Genomic DNA, 21,136 nt, shown 5'->3' on the forward strand with positions numbered 1-21,136 from the left:
AACGCACGATTCAAATCGTTTTCGAGTGCCAAGGTTGAGAAGAAATTCAGATGGATGCTTCCCGGAAGCCGATCGGACCCTCGAATCTCTTGAGGGTAATTTTTTCAACGATGCCGGGATATCCCACACCCTCAGAGTTGACTTGGTATTGGTGTTGGATGGGGATTCGTCCCCAACGTTAGGGTATGTAATCCATAAAAATGGTAAAAATCAGCGACGTCACCCGATCGCGTCGCTCCAGTTACATACATCACACACAGGCTCAGTAGATAGCATGAAACACTCTCTAGATTCTTCAATCCACGATCGAACCGTGGAAGCCATTGTTATGAGTTCGTCTTTAAGAGCGATCGAGACTCATAACCCAACGGAATTTTTAACTCATCGCACCCTCTCCCACATTTCCTCTCAACCTCGGCATCTGCGTTCCCCCGAATCCCATCGGATGCCATCGACATCGACCCCCAACAAAAAAACAAAAGCCTCTTCCGATCCCGAGAACCTTTGCACGAGTCATGGAGAATCCGGCAAGCCGCTGCCCGAAACATTACAAGATCGCATGAACTTATTTATGAGTCGACTCGACGAACAGCAACGACGCTGGTTCGTGGCGATCGTTGCCGAACAACTCGGACGCGGTGGCATCCAAAAGATGTCCCAGGTGACGGGGATGCACCCCGATACGATTCGGCGGGGTCGTAAGGAACTCGAAGGGGGTTTGGTCGATCGCCCCAAAAACCGCGCTCGCCGTTCGGGAGGGGGTCGTCCGGGAAAGTCATCATCCACCCATAAATCTAAGTCCAACAAAAAAACTCGCGCATAAGCATTGACCCTCCACGAGTTTCTCCGATTCTGAATTTTGAAGCGAGCGTTTGAAGCTCCATTGCGATCGCGAAACTGGCGAACTCCGAACTCTGAACTCCACTGACTTTCGATCGTTTATCCACCAGGATTCCCTTGTACGGAAACCTCTTGCTTCTCCTTTTCCTCCAATGGCAGTGAGGGAGGCGCGGCAGGAACCACCTCTCGTTCGATGCTCACTTTACGGCTTTCCCGTTGAGTCTGCATTTCCACGGCAATCGCTTCAACTTGAATTTCCAATCCGCCGTGGGGAATCGTTAATTGCGTAATAATTTCCACCTTTCCGGGTTCCGCCGGTAAGAAATCCGTCAGCCATAGCGGTCCTTCCAAGAGGGTTTGATTTTGGCGATCGTGAATCCACAGCTTCACGTAAATTCGCGGTTGCAGGTCTGGTAACTTCACCCGAATGGCGATCGAACGCCCGGAGGTTAGTTTGCCCTTGGGAACCAGCAGTTCCGGCGCGGGAACCAGTTCGTCGGCCGGCAGTTGGAAGTGAGCGGGAACCTCCGGCTTCACCAGGGCCGCTGATGTGGGGGTTGGAGGCAGATCGTCATCGAGCACGATCTCATCGGTGTCCCAACTGACAGTACTGCTGGGAGACTCCTTTTCCGATTCGAGGGCAAAGGGATTGTCTGCACCAACAATCGTCTCTCCAGAAAACCATTCTGAGAGGTCGCCATCTTTTGCCATATCGCTCAAACGAGCCGTGAGGCGATCGTTGGGATACAGACCCGAACCGGAAAAATTCCCCCCAGGGGAGGGATTTTGCTCCGTCTGGGTCTCGACGGTTTGCTGGTCCGTCGAGCGATCGGCAGCCGGCAGAGGTTTTTGGGGAGCGATCGCTCCTCCATTTTGGGGGGTGACATCGATCGTAGGGCGATCGCTCGCAAAGGGCAGCTCGATCCCCTTCGAGGCTCCCCGACCGGAGTCTGGGGTCTGAAGTAACGGCGGTAAACCCTTCAAATCCGCTGCCTTCGTCGATTTAGCCCGCCAAGGGGCAATTTCGGGATTCACCCCCCGACTGGGCAGTGCGAACGCCGAACTCGCTTCGATGGGGTTAACTTCCGGTGCCTCGACGACCGCGCGCTGTGCGTTTTCATCGACCGCATCGAGCAATTCTTCCACCGTCGCCATCACGCTAAACGATCGACTCGCAAGCACCGTGGGTTTCATATCGCACAGGACGATTTCCCCCAAAATCAGACGAGTGCGTCGTTTGGGGGGCAGCGAGAGGGTGTAGCTAAAGGCGAGGGGGGAGGGCGCAACGGGCAAAATCCGCTGGACGATCGCGATCGACTGACCCGTTTCGGGATCGCGCAGGCGAATTCTCAGGTGCAACTTTTCCAGGGGTTCGGCGATCGTTGCTCTAATTTCTCCGGTGAGGGTGAGTTCTGTTTCCGAAGGATTGAGGCTGTAATCATCCCGAGCCAGTTTCAATTGATAGGACAGGGGCAGTTCCGGTGCGGGTGGGGTGGGACCCGGTTCTGAGGAAGCCTTTGCCCCTTGGGGAAGAACCCGCAGTTGTACCGCATACTGCCAATCGGAGTCATCGCCCGATCCCAGTCCCGAGCAACCTAACGTCCAAACCCCCGGTCCGAACTCCGTGTAGGGTAAAATGACGGCAACGCCGTCGGCATCGGTCTGCTTCGAGCGTTTTTGGGTTCGAGGAGGGGAAGCCTCCGGCTCGAAAGTACGGTGGGCGATCGCGATCTCAACTGGGGTGTTCGGACGATCGCTGCGGGCGACCACTCGATAGCGACCTTCTAAAATTTCCGTCGTGCGCGATTCTAGAGGCAGCCAAGCCAAATCGCCTTCTTGCTGTATCAGAAATTCCCAGTGTCTCATGATGGTATTCGAGTGACGATCGCGCCAATCTGGTGGTAAACGGAACTCACCCCACCCTCGGGAACAACGGGGGTTCATCTTTTGGTTGGGGGGTGTCACTACATTTTGCCATCAAGCTGGGATTTTATGGCACTGCCAAGATAGATTATCGCCACCGCCACATGACTAGGGAGACAATAAGAAAGGAAGAATCCGTCTTCAAGAAGGTTATGCGCTTATCAGCTAAAAAACATCGAAAGTTGAGATATTTAATTTTGGCTGGATACTTGGTGCCAATTGGATTATCTCTACTCTCGTCGGGTTTCGTCTGGCAAGATGTCAGAAAAGTCAAAAAAATTACCGCTCGCTTGCAATCAGACATTACGGTGTTTGAGCAAATTACCCGACTCGCCTTCAATACAGAGGGATTGGTGAAGGAAACGCAAAACTATTTATTAGAACAAGAGCCAACATCCGTCGAAATCTACGATCGAGAATTTGAGGAATTTAGCGAAGTCGCGCGCAGCTTGGAATCGAGTCTCGAAGACGAAACCCTCAAAATTACCCTCGCTCAGATCGTCCAACAGGTGGAGGCTCTCAACGAGATCGCTCGGGAGTTAATTGCTTTAGTGGGGCAAGATAAAATTTCAGACGCCATTGAAGGATGGAACGAGCAAGATACTCAAATTCGATCGCAACAAATTGAAACCCTGCTCGAAGCCTTTGTCGAACGCTCTAAAGGTTTAGTTCGAGAGCGCGAAGAACGCCAGCAAGAAGCTCTCCAAGAATTACTCCTCGTTGCCGTTGGGGCAACGGTGCTATCGGTACTCGCATCGGTTTTTGTGGGGACTTGGATTGCCAATGGCATCGCTCGGAAAATGAACAAATCCGCGGCTATTGTGGGGCGTTCGGCGGCTAAAATTGCCACGGCGATGGAACAGCAAGAGCGAGCAGCTACCCAGCAAGCCATCTCCGTCCACCAAACGACGACGACGATGGATGAGTTGGAAACCTCCGCCCGCCAGGTAATGGAGCAAATCGAAGCGGCTGCCGTGCGCGCTAGGGAAGTGTTGAATCGGACGGACATCGGCACCCAAACCGTGACGCGCATCCTGGAGGAAATGACGGTTCTCAAAGATAAATCCGGGGCGATTTCCCACCAAATTTTTCATTTGAGCGATCGCACCTCTCAAATTGGCAATATTTCCACCTTAGTCAGCCATTTGAGCGATCGCACTCATATGCTGGCTCTCAATGCTGCTGTCGAAGCGGTGCGGGCGGGAGAAAACGGTAAGGGTTTTTCCATTGTCGCGACAGAAATTCGCCAACTCGCCGATGAGAGCAAAAAATCCACGGAAAAAATTCATCTGCTGGTTGCCGATATCCAAAGAGCGATCGATTCAACGGTGCGAGCGACCAATGAAGGCAGCCAAAGCGTGGAGGTCGGCGTGCAAATTTCTCGCGAGACTTCTGAGGTCTTTCTCGATATCCAACAGGCGATCGGCGATGTGGTGCTCAACAACCAACAAATTTCCCTCAATATCAAGCAGCAAGTGAGTGCCGTACAGCAGGTGGTCGAAGCCATGAACGCTCTCAATACCGCCGCCCAAGAAACCGCCGACGGCATCACTCAAGTGAAGCTGGGCACTCAAAAGCTCAACGAAGCCGCTGTCGAACTTGAAGAAATGGTGTGAGGGTGTAGGGAATTCGGAATTCGGAGTTCGGAAAAGGGAATGGGGAATGGGGAATGGGGAATGGGGTTTGGAAACCCAAAAATTTTGAGTTGTTCGCGGATACATTCTTCCCCTTGTCCCCTTGTCCCCTTGTCCTCCCTTGTCCCCTTGTCCCCTTGTCCCCTTGTCCTCCCTTGTCCCCTTGTCTCCCTTGTCCCCGTTCCTAATTCTCCAAATTGTTGCAATGGTTTGCGCGAATGCCTTCGATGGTGACGCGCGCGCCGATAATGGTGATACCCAATCCGGATGCTTCGATTGTAAGCCTCTGGAATTTTGGAGAACACTGGTAATCTCGGTGCGATCGCGCGCCAAAGATACGCTCGAAAATAGTATAAGGAGAACACAATGACTTGGGTTCAAGCTCTTCCCCGCGAAAATCTAGAAGCGGGTGGCAGACAAGTGGTTAAAATCGGCGATCGAAAAATTCTACTCGTCGATCTCGATGGCAAAATTTGTGCGGTGAATAATGCCTGCCCGCATTTAAAATTACCTCTCAAAAAAGGAAAAATTACCGATGGGGCGATCGTCTGTCCGTTCCATCGCAGTGCCTTCGACCTGTGCACCGGTGAAGTGAAAAACTGGACGCCGTTTCCCCCGGTGGTGGGCAATCTTTTAGGGAAAATCTCGACGGAAAAGAAACTCGAAGTGTTTCCCACTCGCATCGAATCGGGCAATATCTGGGTTGATGTTGCGGATTGATACTCCCCGATTTAACACCACGTGCAACTAAATTTTCCCAAACCTTCTATCGCGGGGGACGGGAGAATTTTTCTGCTCGCTAACCTCGTGAGTTGGTATCAAGTTGCACGTGATTGTTATTTAGGTCGATCGAGAATTTTTGATTCGATGAAGTGACTTTCTGAGGTGGGTTTTTATCTGCCTCAGAAGAGGTTTCTTTTGATTATTTTTTCAGTCTGTAGGGTTAAGAGTGCTTGGGAAGACAAACTCATCTAAATTGATATAAGTACGATAAGTAGACATAATCCCGCCTTGGAGTCATTAAAGCCAAGTATACCATACCCCCCAAACCCTTGAAGCCTCGTGGAAAAATTTCTCAATTTTCGGCAAAAATGGGGTCAAAAACTGGGGAAAATGACCTTCGCGACACGAGTTTTGAAGAGGAACCGGCTAAAAAAGGCTGTAAGTATTACCTGGGAAGGGTTTTAAGAAATAATTTGAGTGTTGTTGGGTGGGCAATGTTGACCTCGATTTGCGAATTGCCCACCTGCCCGGATCGCGTTCTTTGAAAATCGATCGAACTGCATAAGTTGTCTGAACCGAGAGGTACGTATAGCCTAGAAACACTTGATCGCATCTGGAGGCAATCCCGTGCATTTTCCATTGAAGGCTTTGGGTTGGGCAACCACCACGCTACTGGTTTGTATTGCGGTTCCGACTTCCGAAAAGATAGCTCCTTTGGGGATTTCTCGGGCGATGGCGGAGGATACGAGACCGAACTCGATCGAAGATGCAAATCAGCTATCTGAGGAAGGTAAAGCGCAACTCTATCGGGGTGAATATGCCGCCGCGCGGGAGAAGTTTCAACGGGTATTAAAGATTTATCGGGAAGCGGGAGATCGACTCAGCGAAGCTTATACGCTCAACGATTTAGGTACGGTCGATCGGTATTTGGGTCAATATTCCTCTGCCCTGGAATTGCACCAGCAAGCGCTTTCGATTTTCCAAGAAATTAACAGTCGCAGTTTCGATCCGCAAGATAACAAGGGCGAACTTGAATGTTTGCACCATCTGGGGATGACGTATCGGGGATTGGGTCGATATTCGGAGGCGGTGGAGGCATTTCAACAGGCGCTGACAAAGCAAGAAGAAGCGGGAAATACTGGTGCATCAATGCGCGGTTTTAAATGGATAACAATCGATATAGAAGGTCTAAATCCAAGATTTGAATCTTATTCTCAAGCTATCGAGTTTTATCAGCAAGAACTCGCCGCAGCTAAGACTCTAGGGAATGATTCCCCAGTTCAACAGTTTCAGCAACTTCAAAAACAAATATCGGCACTCAAAAATCTTAGTAGTGCTTATCAAGACACATGGCAACTTCAGGAGTGGATCGAAACCGATCGAAAAGCGCTAGATGTGGGACACCAGATCTTGAAACTAGCGCGGGAAATGGGGAATCGAGAAAAAGAAGCGATCGCCCTGATGAATTTAGGAGATATCCATCGCTACGCAATCGAGCAAAAACAGCCCGCAATTGAGGCATACCACCAAGCTTTAGCAATCTATCAAGAATTAGAGAATCGTCGCGAGCAAGCTCAGGTATTAAGTCGGATTCTCGATATTTACTCAGATATTACTCGTTCGCGCTTCGGACAACACCAACGTGCGTTGGAGATAAGTCAGGAAGTTTTAATAATTTATAAAAAATTGGGAAATTTATCTGGAGAAGCTGCTGCTTGGATCGATATGGGAGACTCTTATTTTGTAATGTCTAATTTTCAGACTGAGGGAGCGGATACTTTAAATCAGAAAGCCCTTGAAGCTTACCAGAAAGCTTTAGATATTTACCGCGGTCGTAATCTAAATCTGCCCGCACAAGAACTTGATACTCTGTTAAAATTGAGCCAAGTTTATTCGCGCTTAAATAAGTATCAAAAATCGATTGATATTCTTCAGCAAGTATTAGCCCTATCAAAAGAAAATGGAGAACATTGGCGAGAAGAGCGCGCTTTAGATTTGTTAGGATTTCGATACCAAGCTTTGGGTCAGTTTCATAAAGCCATTGAATTTTACGAACAAGGATTAAATGCCGCTCAAATTCTGGGCGATCGTCATGGAGAATATATGCTTATCTTGAGATTGGTCAATGCTTACCGATCTCAAGGTCAATCTCAGAAGATAATCGAACTATTGCAACGACAGCTCGCCTTAGTCCGCGAAACAAGTGCAAAAAGCTATTTTTCCGAACTAGAATTTATTATTCTCGATTTAGGTAAAATATACCAGGAGCTAGGACAATATAAACAGTCGATCGTGCTTTACGAACAATATTTAGATGAGGCTGAAGAACAAGGAAATTTGGAGGATAAGGATAGGGTTTTAACAGCACTATCAGAACTCTATGATTTTCTCGAATACGATCGAGGAAAGATAGAGCTTTATCAAAAAGAGTTAGCACTCTCCCGAACTAGGGGTGATGAAGATTGGGAATGTAGAATTTCAAGGAAATTGGGGCTAGCATATCACGATTTTGGTCAATATTCGCAAGCTATTGAAATTTATAAAATTCTTTTAGAAAAAGCTCAAGCTAGATCGGATTGGAAAAACGAAATTGAGATTGTTAACCATCTGGCTCAAGCTTATCAAATCTCGGGTCAGGAGCAGCAAGCAATCGAGGTATTTCAGAAAACACTAAGATCGGCTAAAAATCGAAACGAGCGCGATCTACAGACTAAGTTTTGGATCTACTTCGGTAAACTTTATGAAGACTTAGAAAAACCCGAGCTAGCAATTGAAGCTTACCAAAAAGCTCTTACTCTTTTGCCAACATATAGCCATTCTCCAGGTTATCTGACATTTGGATATATTCCAATTAACTCTCACAAATCTGAAAAAATAGAAATTCTTGAAAAACTGGGTCAAGTATATCGTTACTTAAATCAGTTCGAGAAAGCTTTAGAGATATATCAGAAACTAGAAGGTATTTTAAAAAATGAAAATTATGGACGAATACATATAATCGAGAATCTTTTGATAACTAGTCTTGTTTATCACACTTCAGGACAAAATCATAAATCAAACCAGTTAATTCAAGAAGCACTTGACATTGCCAGAGAACGTCAGTCTAGTACTCTATTGAGTAAAATTTCAGCTCATATTGAGGAATTGGGAGAATTAGATCGAGCGATCGAGATTTATCAAGAAGCACTCGCTGTGAACCGAGATTTAAGTATTGTTGATGGAAATCTCGAACTTTTCAAAAGCCTCGCCCAACTCTACAAAACTCGCGGAGAAACCCAACAAGCGATTGCCTATTACGAACAAGCCTTAACCGTTACTCGCCAGCTCGGTTCTCGCAACGAAGAAGGGTTAGTATTGCAAAAAATCGCCCAGTTATTGGGCGATCAAAACCAACCCGAACTCTCGATATTATTTTACAAACAAGCCGTCAACGTCTGGGAAGCCATACGCCAAGACTTCCAAGAACTCCCCCCAGAACTCGAACAGGCTTATATCGATACCGTTGCCGACTCCTACCGCGCCTTAGCCGACTTACTCCTGCAAAACGATCGCATCCTCGAAGCCCAGCAAGTTCTCGATTTACTCAAAGTTCAAGAACTCGATACCTACCTCAAACACGTGCGCGGCAACGAACAGACAGCGCAGGGTGTCGAGTATTTGCCATCAGAACGGGAAATCTTGGAACTGTATAACCAAGCCATTACCCAAGGAAGAGAATTAGAACAACTGCGAACTGTTCCCCCCGCAGAAATGACCCCCGAACAGCAACAGCGCCTCGAAGAATTAAGCCGAAACGAACGAGAAGTTAGAAGCGTATTTAACGAGTTTATCGACAATCCCGAAGTTGTCGCTGCCATCGAGAATTTAAGTCGCACGGCACAGCGGCAAAACCTCGATTTAGAAAGCCTCAACGCCCTGCAAAATAACCTGCAAAATCTCCAACAAAATGCCGTTTTACTCTATCCCCTGATTTTAGAAAATCGCCTCGAACTCGTCCTGGTAACGCCCTACTCTCCCCCCATTCGCCGCACCGTCCCCGTCAAACGAGCAGAACTCAATCGCGCCATTACCGCCTTTCGCCAAGCCTTAGAATCCCCTGGCAGCGATGCCAAAACCCCAGCCAACCAACTCTACACCTGGCTGATTAAACCCATTGAAAACGACCTGGAAGCCGCCAATGCCGAAACCCTTATCTACGCCCCCGACGCACAACTGCGCTACGTTCCCCTCGCCGCACTCCACGATGGTAACGGATGGCTGACCGAACGCTTCGGCATTAACCACATTACCGCCGCCTCTCTCACGGATTTCAACCTGCAACCGCCATCGGATTTGCGCGTCATTGCCGGAGCGTTCAGCCAGGGAAACTATAATATTCAACTGGGTGATCGCAGCTTAAATTTTTCCGGCTTACCCTACGCGCAGGTGGAAGTGGAAAACCTCGAACGAGATATCCCAGAAACCACAACTCTCTTCGATACCAACTTCAGTCCCGATGCCATGGTGCCGCAAATGGATAGTCACACCATTGTTCATCTTGCCACCCATGCTGCCTTTTTAACCGGACAACCGGAAAATTCGTTTATTCTGTTTGGAAATGGCGATCGCGTTACCCTCAACGAAATCCGCACTTGGACGTTTCGCAATGTCGATTTATTCGTCCTCAGTGCTTGCGAAACCGGGTTGGGAGGACAACTCGGGGATGGAACGGAAATCCTCGGCTTCGGGTATCTGATGCAACAAGCAGGGGCAACAGCGGCGATTGCCTCGTTGTGGTCAGTAGACGACGGGGGAACCCAAGCCTTGATGAATGCCTTTTACAGGGCGTTGCAGGAAAATACCACCAAAGCTGAGGCACTGCGACAAGCGCAGTTAGCACTAATTTCCGGAGATTATCGCGCTGTTGGCGAAGAACGTGGAGATGCGATCGAACTTGTATTTGCCCAGAGTCTGCCCTCAGAGGTGGAACAACATTTGAGTCATCCCTATTATTGGGCTCCATTTATTCTCATTGGCAATGGATTGTAGGGTATTGGGAAAGATTAGTAAAAGGGGAGGGGGAAGGGGAAAAGGAGAATAAATTTATTACTTCAGTATAGATATCGAACTAATTTTTTATTTCTGGGAAAATCTATTACTTCTTAATTTTTACTTCTTAATTCTTACTTCTTACTTATCACTTAATTACTTAAATATCCTCCTCCACTCACTCGAGAATCTTCAACTCACTCACCAAAGTTTGCGTCATCTTCGCCAAGCGATTTAACTGATTTTGGAGTTTGGCAGCCCGTTGTTTGTGGTAGTGTTTTTTGTAGAGTGCTGCCCGCGCCAAATCCTCTCGATTCTGTTTGAGCGCTTCTCGGGCAACTTTTTCCCAAGCTTCCATCTCACCCACAGCATTATTGTATTCCGGCTGGATTCCGTTCCAAGCCTTTTGGATGTCGGCGAGGGCTTCGCGAACCATTTTGGGAGTTTCCGGGCGATCGCTGCCTTCAATCGCTTCTTTGAGGGGTTCGTACAATCCTTTGGGGTCGATTTGGTCGATAAAGGGAATAAAGTTTTGGATTTGTTGGCTGATAGCGACTCCCGTTTTACACCAACTGGCAAAGTGTTCGCAGTTGTTGAACAGTAAGTTATATTGTTGCTCTCCCAACCGACTCACAGCACGGGAAATCGTCGTCTCGGCAATGTAGCCAACTTGATATTGCTTGAGATAGAGTTTCCCCCCACGAGTAAAAGTAGCGATCGAGGTGCGTTCGATGGTTTCGCTGGGTTTGCGATAGTGAATCACCGTCCCGTCGCCGCAGTCGATTCCGTGATGTTCGTAAACGCCCTGAAACTTCAGGAACTCTCGCATGACGTAAATTTGGTCGCCCCGTGCCATACTTGCATCGATTTCGCGCATCTATCGGATCGTAACCGATCGAATCGATCTGTGAGGGTAGCGGCGAGCGAACCGCCGAACGGTTCGGACGGCGATCGAGAAGGCGACGATCGCCGCGGAGATGACCAACCAGACGGGTAAGAATGATTCTTTTCGGTGGGGTGGAGTTAAAGGGCAAGAAACTTGCTGAACTTCAAAGAGGAGTCTTTGAGGACTCGGTGGTGGCATAACAGTAAAAAAAAGCACCCAGATTGATGAATACTACCCCAATTTTTAGTTAAATTCAATGGGAATTTGTTGACATCTTAATTGCTATTTTTACGATTTTTTTAATTTTTTCGACCGTTTTTTGGGTTGATTCTAGATAAGCATTAACGACTCAGTTTAAAAGCCGTCAGCTTGTTTCCAATCTAAACGGCTTTTAAACTGAGTCACGTATCAGAAATCGTGAATTCCTCTAATTTAGAGAACTCTGATTTAACGAATGCTTACAATTTGATAATTCTGAGAAAGATTAAATCTCGGCAATTGCCCGATCGATTAAACGACGAGCTAGGGTTTGCACTCCCGTATGTTCGTAGTAGTTGGTACTCATATCGAGAAAGGCCGCCAGATAATCTAAGCGATCGTCGGTAACATCAATAAAATTTTGCAGGCTTTGGCTGACTTTTTGGGGTGTTAAATCCCGAGAACTGACAAAGTCACCCATCCATCCTTTCACCGAGTCAAAACTTTCGCCGATGAAGTTGAGTTTGCCCTCGGTACTGCCGCCGGGAATCAGATCGTTGACTTTTTTAAACGCCTGATTTTTTTGCAATTCCGACGGACTTAAATTATCTAAAGTCTGGGTCACCGATCGAATGAAATCCGGACCCAGAGGAATCAATCCATCAAAGCAAACCAGTGCCGCCATCCGCATCAACGATTCGCTGCCGTAGTCTCCAAGAGCTTTGAGAAAATCCCCAATACTATCGCCGGGAATGCCGTTAATTTTGCAAAACGCGACAATTTCCACCACCAATTTCAGAGCGAGATCGAGGGTTTGAACTTTATCGGCTTTGGGGGTGAGTTTGTTCAAAAACCCCAGCAAGGGAACTTTTTCTCCCACCTTATTCGCCAAGGCTGCCGTCCCCAGAGTACTGCCCACGCTATCGATGGTTTGATACAGCCAGATGGCCTGTTGGTAGCCTTGAGACTTATCGCTGTAGAGAGCGATCGCCCGATCGCCGACCATTTGGATCGTCGCACCATCGGTCTCTTGGGTGACGGTGCGGATCGTATTATCCCAGCCCACCAAATTCTCCCACTGACCGGGAACGACAAAATCAAGAGATTTGAGGGCAAAAGTGGTGATGTTGCTCGTCGGCAGTTCGTCCACCAATTGATTAATGGGTTTACTCATCGTAGATTTCCCTGAATTATTGCAATCGTGCTAAACCGTTGAGATCGAATTTTTGCAACCATGCCTCGCGATCGGTCTGGCTGAAACTCGGGTCGCGAGAAATGGCTTTGACTTGAAAGCGATCGGCCACTAAAATCGACGTCTGGGTACTGCCCAGTTCCACTGCGGGGTAGCCCGCAATCGACTTGCTGCTTTGCTGGTACTTTTGCGCGGCAGCCGGAGTACTGGCGGTATCGGAAATCGCAAGCATGGCAATCTCGTTACCGTCTCGCTTGAGTTTGGCTTCGGCAAAGCCTTCTTTTTCCTGGGTATAAACCCGCTCTAACCCATCAGATGCAGCAGGGAAAAACTTGTTAAACTCGCCTCCAGGAACCACATCGGTTGAAACGGTCGCTGATGGGACACTCGTGGATGGGGCACTGCCGGATGATGAAGCTGGAGGTGCGGTTGTCGTACTACATCCGGCGACCAGTAGCATCGCACTGAGTAGCACGGCAGTTAAGGTTTGTCGCACATATGCAAAGCTCATCGCTACTCTCCTGAAGTTTTGATGTGAGAATATGTTTCATCTTCTCTGCTAGTGCGCGGCGATCGCAATACTCTTTGGTTTTCCTTCAAGATCGCCTTCGGCAATTGGGGTCGCGTCAAGATCGAACGCAGTGTCTGGCGGTACCTACGGGTGAGAATTGCCCTCGCCGATCCAAAAGTCTCGACCTCCTGTGTCGATCGGTGTAGGATTGTAAACAATCGCTCGGGAATTTTGGCGTAAAGCCGAAGTTAAATTCGCGTCTACTTTCCGTTTTTGAGGCGTATCCAACGCCTATTGTAACGATTTTTCGATAAAAGTGTGCGATCGCAACCACTGCAACTCCTATAGCAGAGTCGCTAGACTGGAATCTCAAGCATGACATTCGGTAACCTTACTCGAGATGCGAATTTTAATCTACTCTTACAACTATTATCCGGAGCCAATCGGCATCGCTCCCCTGATGACCGAACTCGCAGAAGGATTGGTAACGAAGGGTCACGAGGTGCGTGTGGTGACAGGGATGCCAAACTATCCCCAACGTCGAGTTTACGACGGGTATAGGAACAAATTATACTGCACGGAAGAACGAAATGGGGTCGTCGTCCAGCGTTCGTATATTTGGATTCGTCCCAAACCCGGTTTTATGGATCGGATTCTACTCGAAGGTAGCTTCGTCCTCAGTAGTTTCCTCCAGGCTTTAAACGGTTGGCGACCCGACGTGATTCTCCTAACCGTTCCCCCCCTACCCGCCTGCGTTCCGGCCGCGTTACTCGCCTGGTTCCATGGGTGTCCGTTGGTGTTGAACCTACAAGATATCTTGCCCGATGCCGCCGTGAATACGGGGTTGCTGCGCAATAAAGCCCTGATCCGAGTCTTTGAAGGTCTCGAACGATTTGCCTATCGCCATGCCACCAAAATTAGCGTGATTGCCGATGGCTTTGCGGAAAATATCCGCAACAAAGGCGTTCCGACCGAAAAAATTACCCAGATTCCCAACTGGGTGGATACGAGTTTTATCCGACCCCTCCCGAAACATGATAATGCCTTTCGCAAAGCCAACCAGCTTGAGGGTAAGTTCGTGGTTTTGTACGCGGGAAATATCGCCCTGACTCAAGGGGTGGAGATGGTGGTGCAATCGGCGCGATACCTGCGGCATTTGCCCGATGTGGCGATCGCCATTGTTGGAGAAGGAAGAGCCTTAGAAAGCTTGAAGCGAGTGCGCAAGCTTTGGACAGTAGAAGAGCAGGTTCTATTATTACCCTTCCAACCCCGAGAAGAACTACCGACCATGCTCGCGGCGGCCGATATCGGGTTAGTGGTGCAAAAACGGAACGTCATTTGCATTAATATGCCTTCGAAAATTCCGGTTCTCCTGGCAAGTGGTTGCCCAATTCTGGCTTCGGTGCCTCTGGCGGGAACGGCTGCTCAAGCGATCGAGCAAAGTGGTGGCGGAGTCGTGATTCCCCCCGAAGATCCCATTGGGTTTGCCAAGCAAATCGAACAACTCTACAATAATCCCTCGCAATTAGCGGCTCTCGGTCGCCAGGGACGGCAGTATGCCGTGGAGAATTTTACCTTCGGACAAGCTCTCAATCGCTATGAAGCTTTGTTTGAAGGACTCGTTGCCGACAATACGGAAACACGAAAGCGGTTTGGCCTCGCGCGCGCTGAAACGGAAGTGTTACCGAAGTAATAGAGTTGTTGGGTGAAGAATTGACAATCGAGAATCGCACCAACCTCAACGGATGGCGATCTTTACTGTCAAGCCTCCAACCGATGCCGATATTACAACCGCGAGCCTCCTTCGCTCCTGACGGAGTTAGAGCATTTAGCCTTCAATAATTTCCACCTGACGGGCTGCATTTACCGCTTTGTCTCGTGCTTCTTGGATGGTACTGCCAATCGCTAGCGCCACGCCCATGCGCCGGTAGGGACGAGAGTTGGGTTTACCAAATAATCGAATATCTACATCTCGAACGGATAACGCTGAATCTAGCCCCCGATAGCAGATAGAATCAGAGTGTTCGTCCGCTAAAATCACCGCACTCGCACCGGGAGATCGCACTTCAAGATGGGGAATGGGCAATCCCAAAATCGCTCGCAGGTGCAATTCGAATTCATTGAGATTTTGAGAAATTAACGTCACCATCCCCGTATCGTGAGGACGCGGAGACAGTTCGGAAAAAATCGCTTCCTCGGCGGTGATGAAAAACTCCACCCCAAAAATACCTGCTCCCCCGAGGGCATCGGTCACTTTGCGGGCAATCTCCTGCGCCTGATTCAGTTTCGCTTCGTTCAGGTAGGCCGGTTGCCAAGATTCTTGATAGTCTCCTCGTTCCTGACGGTGACCGATGGGTTCGCAGAAAATCGTCGGGGCGTTCCACTGCTTCACCGTTAACAGGGTAATTTCTAACTCGAAGTCGATAAACTCTTCAACGATGACTTTGTGGCTTTCCCCTCGCGCCCCAGCAATGGCATCGTTCCAAGCCGCTTCGACCTCCGAAGGGGATTGGACAATCGATTGCCCCTTACCGGAGGAGGACATCACCGGCTTGACGACGTTGGGGAAACCAATATCGGTCGAAACCGCAACTAATTCTTCCAAACAGGTGGCATAGTCGTACTTCGCCGTCCGAATGCCTAACTCTTGGTGAGCTAACTCCCGAATCTTATCCCGATTCATGGTGTAGTTGGTGGCCGCTGCCGTGGGGATGACGGTGATACCTCGCTGCTCGAATTCGGCGAGTTTTTCGGTGCGAATGGCTTCGATTTCCGGGACGATGAAGTCGGGTTGGTACTCGGTGACGATCCGCTCTAAGTCATCTGGGTCTAACATAGAAATGACTTCCGCGCGATCGGCCACTTGCATGGCTGGAGCGTTGGCATAGCGATCGACTGCAATGACGAAGTTACCCAGACGCTGAGCGGCGATGACAAATTCTTTGCCCAACTCCCCAGACCCGAGAAGCATCAGTTTTTGCGGCAGCGATTTGGCGTGTGTCATAGGGTTCGATCGCATCTACCCGAGTGGTGAATTCGATTATTCTATAGCAGTTCGCGCTCTTTACATTACACATTTTCTGTCATGGGGAATGGGGAATGGGAAAGACGCTCCAGACGGGGAGATGGGGTAACAAAAGAGAATTTAGCTTCCCCTGCCCCCTTCGCCCCCAAAATCTCCTCCCTCCCCGCGTCCTATTCCGTTTCCCCGGCTTTCACGAACTTGAGGGCGGCGGAGTTCATGCAGTAGCGCTGACCCGTGGGGCGAGGACCGTCGTTGAAGACGTGACCTAAGTGTGCGTCGCAAGCAGCGCACAACACTTCAGTCCGCTTCATGAAAAAGCTGAAGTCCGATTCTTCTTTGACATTGTTTTCCTTGATGGGTGCCCAGAAACTCGGCCACCCCGTCCCGGAATCAAATTTGGTTTCTGAAGAAAAAAGCTCGGTTCCACAACAAACGCATTGATAGGTTCCGGCTTCTTTATTATCATGATATTCACCCGTAAATGCTCGTTCCGTTCCTTTCTTACGAGTGACGCGAAATTGTTCCGGGGTTAGCTGTTCTTTCCATTGGGCTTCTGTTTTTTGAACTTTGGCAGGCATTCGTATGAAACTCCCGTACAGACGTGTTAAAATGATTGGGTTATCAGTATCTTAATATATTGTAACATAATATTAATAAGTGGGTGCTCGTGCTGAAATGTCTGAATCTTTATTCTCTAACGTTGCCGAAGCACAAAAATTTCTTCGCGCCTATTCTCAGGACCACAAAACAAACGATAAAGAGCCGATAATCTTCGATCGAATTCGAGATGCAATCTTCTGGATTAAAAAATACTCTGAATATCAAATCATTGGGATTTGTGCGGAAGATTACGAAGAAGGCATCTTTGCCCTACAAACTTATTGTTTGGCATTAGGTTACGAATCTCCGATTGATTTCGATCCCATTCAAGGTGCAGTCTATATCAAATTTAATCCTCAGACGAAGTTACGGTATATTAGTCCTTATATCGGTCGCGAGCGCGGAGTGCTAGTGTCGTTTCAGTCTCCTCAGTCCGATGGGATTAACGAACTGTACGGTCACTTTCCATTAGATTTATTTCGCTCGGAAGTTGTAAAAGGTAAAGAAGAATCGTGAAGGCGGCAATTATTGGTTGTGGTTATGTTGGAAGTGCGACCGCGCGTTTGTGGAGTGCAGATGGGGTCAAGGTGACCGCAACCACGACGACTCCCGATCGCGTTTCGGAACTTTCTCAAATTGCCGATCGCGTCGTCGTCGCAAAAGGGAACGAGATCGAAGAGTTGAGTGCGGTATTAGCGGGTCAAGATCTGGCTTTATTCTGCATGAGTTCCCGAGGGAGTTCTTTCGAAGCCAGCTATTTCCAGACCGCCCAAAATCTCGCCTCGCTCTTACCCACATTCCCCCATCTCCAACAAGTCATTTATACGGGAAGTTATGGCATTTACGGCGATCGAAGTGGAGAATGGGTCACCGAAGAAAATCCGATTTTCCCAGGAAACGATCGATCGAAAATTCTGACCCAAACCGAGGAAATTTTTCTTGGTGCAACCAATGAAAACTCCAAGGTTTGCGTCTTGCGTTTGGGAGGAATTTACGGTCCCAATCGAGAACTCGTTAAAATCTTTCGACGGTCTGCTGGCACCACTCGTCCGGGAAGCGGGAAAGGGATTACCAACTGGATTCATCTCGATGACATCGTCGGGGCGATCGACTTTGCTAGAAAGCAGCAATTGCAGGGACTCTACAACGTGGTCGACGGCTTGCATTTAACCCGCCAAGAATTACTCGATCGCATCATGGAAAAACACGATCTGCCCAAAGTCAGTTGGGATGCCTCCCAATCGGTAGAACGGCCAAATGTGAAAGTGTCCAATCAAAAATTGAAAGATGCGGGATATTCATTTATCTATCCTCAATTGTGCGACGCTGATACGTAAGCCGTTTGAGGTGAGGAGAACCAAGGTCAAGGGAGTGTAGAACCGATTTGGGATCTATACTCAAATCAAAACGACAGGGCGATCGATATGGCAACAGATATTGTAAAAGCGAACTCCCAGACGCAATTTTATACCTGGAAGGGGTATCGATGCGCCTACAATGCGTATCAACCGGAAAATTCCGATGGAAAAACCCCCCTACTGTTAATTCACCCCATCGGCGTGGGATTATCGCGCAAATTTTGGGGTAGATTTTGCCAGCAGTGGTACGCCGCCGGGAACGCCAACCCAATCTACAACCCCGATTTACTCGGTTGCGGAGAAAGCGCCATGCCCCGCATCGCCTATTCTCCCACCGATTGGGCCGAGCAGTTGCAATACTTCATCGACACGGTGGTGAAAGGGCCGGTTATCGTTGTCGTTCAGGGGGCGCTATTCACCGTCGGGCTAACCCTGGCGAAACTAGAACCCAAGGGGGTTCGCGCCATGGCACTCTCCGGGCCGCCATCCTGGGCGTTGATGACGGAAGCTGGAAAACCCCTGCAACAAAAACTGCTGTGGAACTTGCTATTCGATTCTCCCGTGGGATTGGGGAATGGCTTCTATCGCTACGCCAGACGGGAGGAATTTTTGCGATCGTTTTCCATTCGGCAACTGTTTGCCCAAGAAGCGGATGTGGATGCCGAGTGGTTGGAGATGTTGCGCGGTGGGGCGATCGATGTGGCGAGTCGCTACGCCGTCTTTTCGTTCCTGGCCGGGTTTTGGCGGCAAAACTATTACAGTACCCTGACCCAATTGCCACAACCGATTTTGGCAGTATTTGGGGAAAAAGCTTCGGGTATCAGTCAGACGGGGAAAACCGATGCCGCCGAGAAACGGCTGGAGGACTATCGATCGCATATGAAGAACGTAGAAGGGGCGATCGTACCCGGACGCAACGTGATGCCCTACGAATCGGCGGCGGAGTTTGTGGCGGCGATTTCCCCGTTTGTCGATCGTTATTAAAGCGCTTTTTGCGCAAGAACCTCGTCAGAGTGGTGAAGGGTGAATGGGGAATGGGGAATGGGGAATGGGGAATAGGCATTGGTGAAAGGTTAAAATCACTGGTGATTTGTCTGGCCCCATATTTAGCATCGTCAACCCGAAAATGGTGACAATAGACCCATATTCACCGATCTCACCCGCCCACCGATCTCCACTTGCCAATGCCCCACACCCTACACCCTACACCCCTTGACCAATAGCACATAAGCAAAACCGCCTCACCAATGGGGAATGGGGAACAGGTGGCAAGAAGTAACGAGAAAGTTAGGGTTTGAGCGTGTATTACACATCAGGCATCATTGAAAATTAACGATCGTGTCGAATTTTCCCCAACCCATCGGGCAAACCGTTGCCATGGATCTCCTCAACGCTGCCGTTATCAAACAGCGGATCGCCCCGGCCTATCTATTTGCCGGACCCGAAGGAGTGGGCAGATCGATCGCCGCCCGGTATTTTGCTCGATCGCTACTCACTTCCCACCACCCAGAAAAACAACTGGAAAATCATCCGGATTTCCTCTGGGTAGAACCCACTTACCTGCACAACGGTCAGCGATTCACCCCCCGCGAAGCCCAAGAAAAAGGTCTCAAGCGCAAAGGTTCCCCGCAAATCCGCTTAGAACAGGTACGCGACATCGGCAAATTCCTCAGTCGTCCGCCTCTGGAAGCCTCCCGCAGCGTGGTGGTGTTGGAAGGGGCGCAAACCATGGGAGAAGGGGCCGCAAACGGATTGCTCAAAACCCTCGAAGAACCCGGTCGCGCCACCTTAATTTTAATGGCCCCCTCAGCGGAATCCCTCTTACCCACCCTCGTCTCTCGCTGCCAGCGCATCCCCTTTTACCGCTTGTCTGGGGAAATGATGGCGCGGGTGTTACAGCAGGCGGGATATGGGGAGATTTTAGGCCGAGATCCGATTCTCGCCGCCGCCCAAGGGAGTCCGGGGGCCGCGATCGCCGCTTGGGAACAACTCGATCGCATTCCCCCAGAACTGCTCGAACGTTTGCATCAATTACCCCGATCGCTCCGAGAAGCCCTAGAATTAGCCCGAGACATCGATAAAACTCTAGATACACCCGAACAGTTGTGGTTGCTCGATTATCTCCAACACCAGTACTGGGAGCAATTTCTCCATCGAACCCTACCCGTTTGCCCCGCCCAACAACTCGAAACTGCCCGCCAGTACCTGCGCGCTTTCGTCTCCCCCAGGCTGGTATGGGAAGTGACGTTAATGGAGTTGAGTTCGAGTATGCGGAGTTGAAGGGATGTGGGGCAGAGGAGGCAGAGGAGGCAGGGGGAGAGTAAATGGACAATTGACAATTGACGATAGGTGAATGGCACTGAATTAAGCCAAACTCGGTGTCTGCAACCCTTGATGCTCCGTACTCGTCAAGTCGAAACTCAGTCTAAATTCAGTGCCATTCGACGATAGATCCGTGGCAACGCTCTCCCTTGTCCTCTTTGTATCCCCGTGCCCTATTCCGAATTCTCCCTTCTCCCTTCTCCCTTCTCCGTTCCCCACCTGAACCAGAAACTCAGATCTCACTGACTGACATAAAAAATAAACATAGACTTGATTTCTCAAATCTATGTTTGTCTTGAATAAATTAAATTTTGTATCGGTTTGTCTGCGGATAAAACTGCAAGGGGAACTCAGAAAGTTACAACCCTCGCAGTCACAGAGGAAATTCAACAATTAGGACTTGTTGCTCCCCGCCACTCGATCGAGAAAAGCTTGAACGTCTTTCCAGAGTTCTTCGCGGGCAGAAGCCGACCAATACTGTCGGACAAACCAGATGGTGTAGGCGATTCCAATCAACTCGAAGAATGGGGCGAGTAGGGGAATGTCATTAATGGCATCCACCACAGCCGCGACTAGATAGAGCGTAATTAGAGAAGCCACAATCAGGGCAACGTTCGTAATTGGTTTTTGATATTCGTCGAAGAATTTACCAATATAGGAGAAGAGATGGGAGAGAATGGCGAGAACCTGGGTTTTCACCTCCTCAACATTCGCGTTGGTCGATGCAGAAGCTGCAGTAATCGAACCTCCCTCATCAGTTTTGATATTCATCGTGTCAGGGGACGTAGTTTTTGAGACGTCAGGGGCTTTGCTTTCAGAATTCATATCGGTACTATGTGAATAACAACCTGGATAGTGCTATTGGCGATTTTCCGAGCGAGGGAAAAATATAAACA

Annotated in this window: 17 protein-coding genes; 9 read left to right on the forward strand and 8 right to left on the reverse strand. The window is 49.2% G+C overall.

What is annotated here, in order from left to right; genetic code table 11:
- The first annotated feature begins 274 nt into the window (after window positions 1-274).
- Complete coding sequence (locus tag AC2215_RS20915) at window positions 275-823, forward strand: hypothetical protein (RefSeq protein ID WP_486811948.1); 549 nt, start codon at window positions 275-277, stop codon at window positions 821-823.
- A 116-nt stretch (window positions 824-939) separates the two neighbouring features.
- Here AC2215_RS20915 and AC2215_RS20920 read toward each other — a convergent pair whose 3' ends face one another.
- Complete coding sequence (locus tag AC2215_RS20920; protein ID WP_486811949.1) at window positions 940-2,706, reverse strand: hypothetical protein; 1,767 nt, start codon at window positions 2,704-2,706, stop codon at window positions 940-942.
- 269 nt (window positions 2,707-2,975) lie between these two features.
- On the opposite strand from AC2215_RS20920, the gene AC2215_RS20925 reads away from it, so the two are divergent.
- A complete protein-coding gene (locus tag AC2215_RS20925) occupies window positions 2,976-4,379 on the forward strand; it encodes a methyl-accepting chemotaxis protein (protein WP_486811950.1) in 1,404 nt (467 codons plus the stop codon).
- Window positions 4,380-4,581: 202 nt separating this feature from the next.
- On the opposite strand, the gene AC2215_RS20930 is transcribed toward AC2215_RS20925, so the two are convergent.
- Window positions 4,582-4,764: a hypothetical protein gene (locus AC2215_RS20930; RefSeq protein ID WP_486811951.1), complete on the reverse strand. Its 183-nt coding sequence runs from the start codon at window positions 4,762-4,764 to the stop codon at window positions 4,582-4,584.
- Between AC2215_RS20930 and AC2215_RS20935 the strand changes: the two genes are divergently transcribed.
- Together AC2215_RS20935 and AC2215_RS20940 are read left to right on the forward strand one after the other, a co-directional pair.
- On the forward strand, window positions 4,764-5,117 hold the full coding sequence (locus tag AC2215_RS20935) for a Rieske (2Fe-2S) protein (protein WP_486811952.1): 354 nt from the start codon (window positions 4,764-4,766) through the stop codon (window positions 5,115-5,117). The genes AC2215_RS20930 and AC2215_RS20935 overlap by 1 nt on opposite strands.
- A 630-nt stretch (window positions 5,118-5,747) precedes the next feature.
- On the forward strand, window positions 5,748-10,148 hold the full coding sequence (locus AC2215_RS20940) for a tetratricopeptide repeat protein (protein WP_486811953.1): 4,401 nt from the start codon (window positions 5,748-5,750) through the stop codon (window positions 10,146-10,148).
- A 178-nt stretch (window positions 10,149-10,326) separates the two neighbouring features.
- On the opposite strand, the gene AC2215_RS20945 is transcribed toward AC2215_RS20940, so the two are convergent.
- The 3 genes from AC2215_RS20945 to AC2215_RS20955 form a co-directional block, all read right to left on the reverse strand.
- Window positions 10,327-11,025, reverse strand: coding sequence for a lecithin retinol acyltransferase family protein (locus AC2215_RS20945; protein ID WP_486811954.1), 699 nt, complete (start codon window positions 11,023-11,025; stop codon window positions 10,327-10,329).
- 493 nt (window positions 11,026-11,518) lie between these two features.
- Window positions 11,519-12,406, reverse strand: a complete 888-nt coding sequence (locus tag AC2215_RS20950; protein WP_486811955.1) for a hypothetical protein — start codon at window positions 12,404-12,406, stop codon at window positions 11,519-11,521.
- 16 nt (window positions 12,407-12,422) lie between these two features.
- Window positions 12,423-12,935: a hypothetical protein gene (locus tag AC2215_RS20955; RefSeq protein ID WP_486811956.1), complete on the reverse strand. Its 513-nt coding sequence runs from the start codon at window positions 12,933-12,935 to the stop codon at window positions 12,423-12,425.
- Between the two features lie 400 nt (window positions 12,936-13,335).
- On the opposite strand from AC2215_RS20955, the gene AC2215_RS20960 reads away from it, so the two are divergent.
- Window positions 13,336-14,628 (forward strand): glycosyltransferase family 4 protein, encoded by a 1,293-nt coding sequence (locus AC2215_RS20960; protein ID WP_486811957.1) that lies wholly within the window; start codon window positions 13,336-13,338, stop codon window positions 14,626-14,628.
- Between the two features lie 135 nt (window positions 14,629-14,763).
- Here the strand turns inward: AC2215_RS20960 and purT are convergent, their stop codons facing one another.
- Entirely contained in the window at window positions 14,764-15,939 is a 1,176-nt protein-coding gene (gene purT / locus AC2215_RS20965) for a formate-dependent phosphoribosylglycinamide formyltransferase (RefSeq protein ID WP_486811958.1), read from the reverse strand.
- Between the two features lie 191 nt (window positions 15,940-16,130).
- On the reverse strand, window positions 16,131-16,538 hold the full coding sequence (msrB, locus tag AC2215_RS20970) for a peptide-methionine (R)-S-oxide reductase MsrB (protein ID WP_486811959.1): 408 nt from the start codon (window positions 16,536-16,538) through the stop codon (window positions 16,131-16,133).
- A gap of 97 nt (window positions 16,539-16,635) precedes the next feature.
- On the opposite strand from msrB, the gene AC2215_RS20975 reads away from it, so the two are divergent.
- The 4 genes from AC2215_RS20975 (at window position 16,636) to AC2215_RS20990 (ending at window position 20,198) form a co-directional block, all read left to right on the forward strand.
- Window positions 16,636-17,076 carry a DUF1824 family protein gene (locus AC2215_RS20975; RefSeq protein WP_486811960.1) on the forward strand — a complete coding sequence of 147 codons (441 nt, stop codon included), beginning with the start codon at window positions 16,636-16,638 and terminating at the stop codon, window positions 17,074-17,076.
- Window positions 17,073-17,897, forward strand: a complete 825-nt coding sequence (locus tag AC2215_RS20980; RefSeq protein WP_486811961.1) for an SDR family oxidoreductase — start codon at window positions 17,073-17,075, stop codon at window positions 17,895-17,897. The genes AC2215_RS20975 and AC2215_RS20980 overlap by 4 nt, the downstream gene beginning before the upstream one ends.
- A gap of 87 nt (window positions 17,898-17,984) precedes the next feature.
- The gene (locus AC2215_RS20985; protein ID WP_486811962.1) at window positions 17,985-18,902 is read left to right on the forward strand and encodes an alpha/beta fold hydrolase; all 918 of its coding nucleotides are present in this window, start codon (window positions 17,985-17,987) and stop codon (window positions 18,900-18,902) included.
- A gap of 354 nt (window positions 18,903-19,256) precedes the next feature.
- Window positions 19,257-20,198, forward strand: a complete 942-nt coding sequence (locus tag AC2215_RS20990; RefSeq protein ID WP_486811963.1) for a DNA polymerase III subunit delta' — start codon at window positions 19,257-19,259, stop codon at window positions 20,196-20,198.
- Window positions 20,199-20,633: 435 nt separating this feature from the next.
- Here AC2215_RS20990 and AC2215_RS20995 read toward each other — a convergent pair whose 3' ends face one another.
- The gene (locus tag AC2215_RS20995; protein WP_486811964.1) at window positions 20,634-21,011 is read right to left on the reverse strand and encodes a CAAD domain-containing protein; all 378 of its coding nucleotides are present in this window, start codon (window positions 21,009-21,011) and stop codon (window positions 20,634-20,636) included.
- Between the last annotated feature and the right edge of the window lie 125 nt (window positions 21,012-21,136).

The organism is Zarconia sp. (assembly GCF_057467645.1).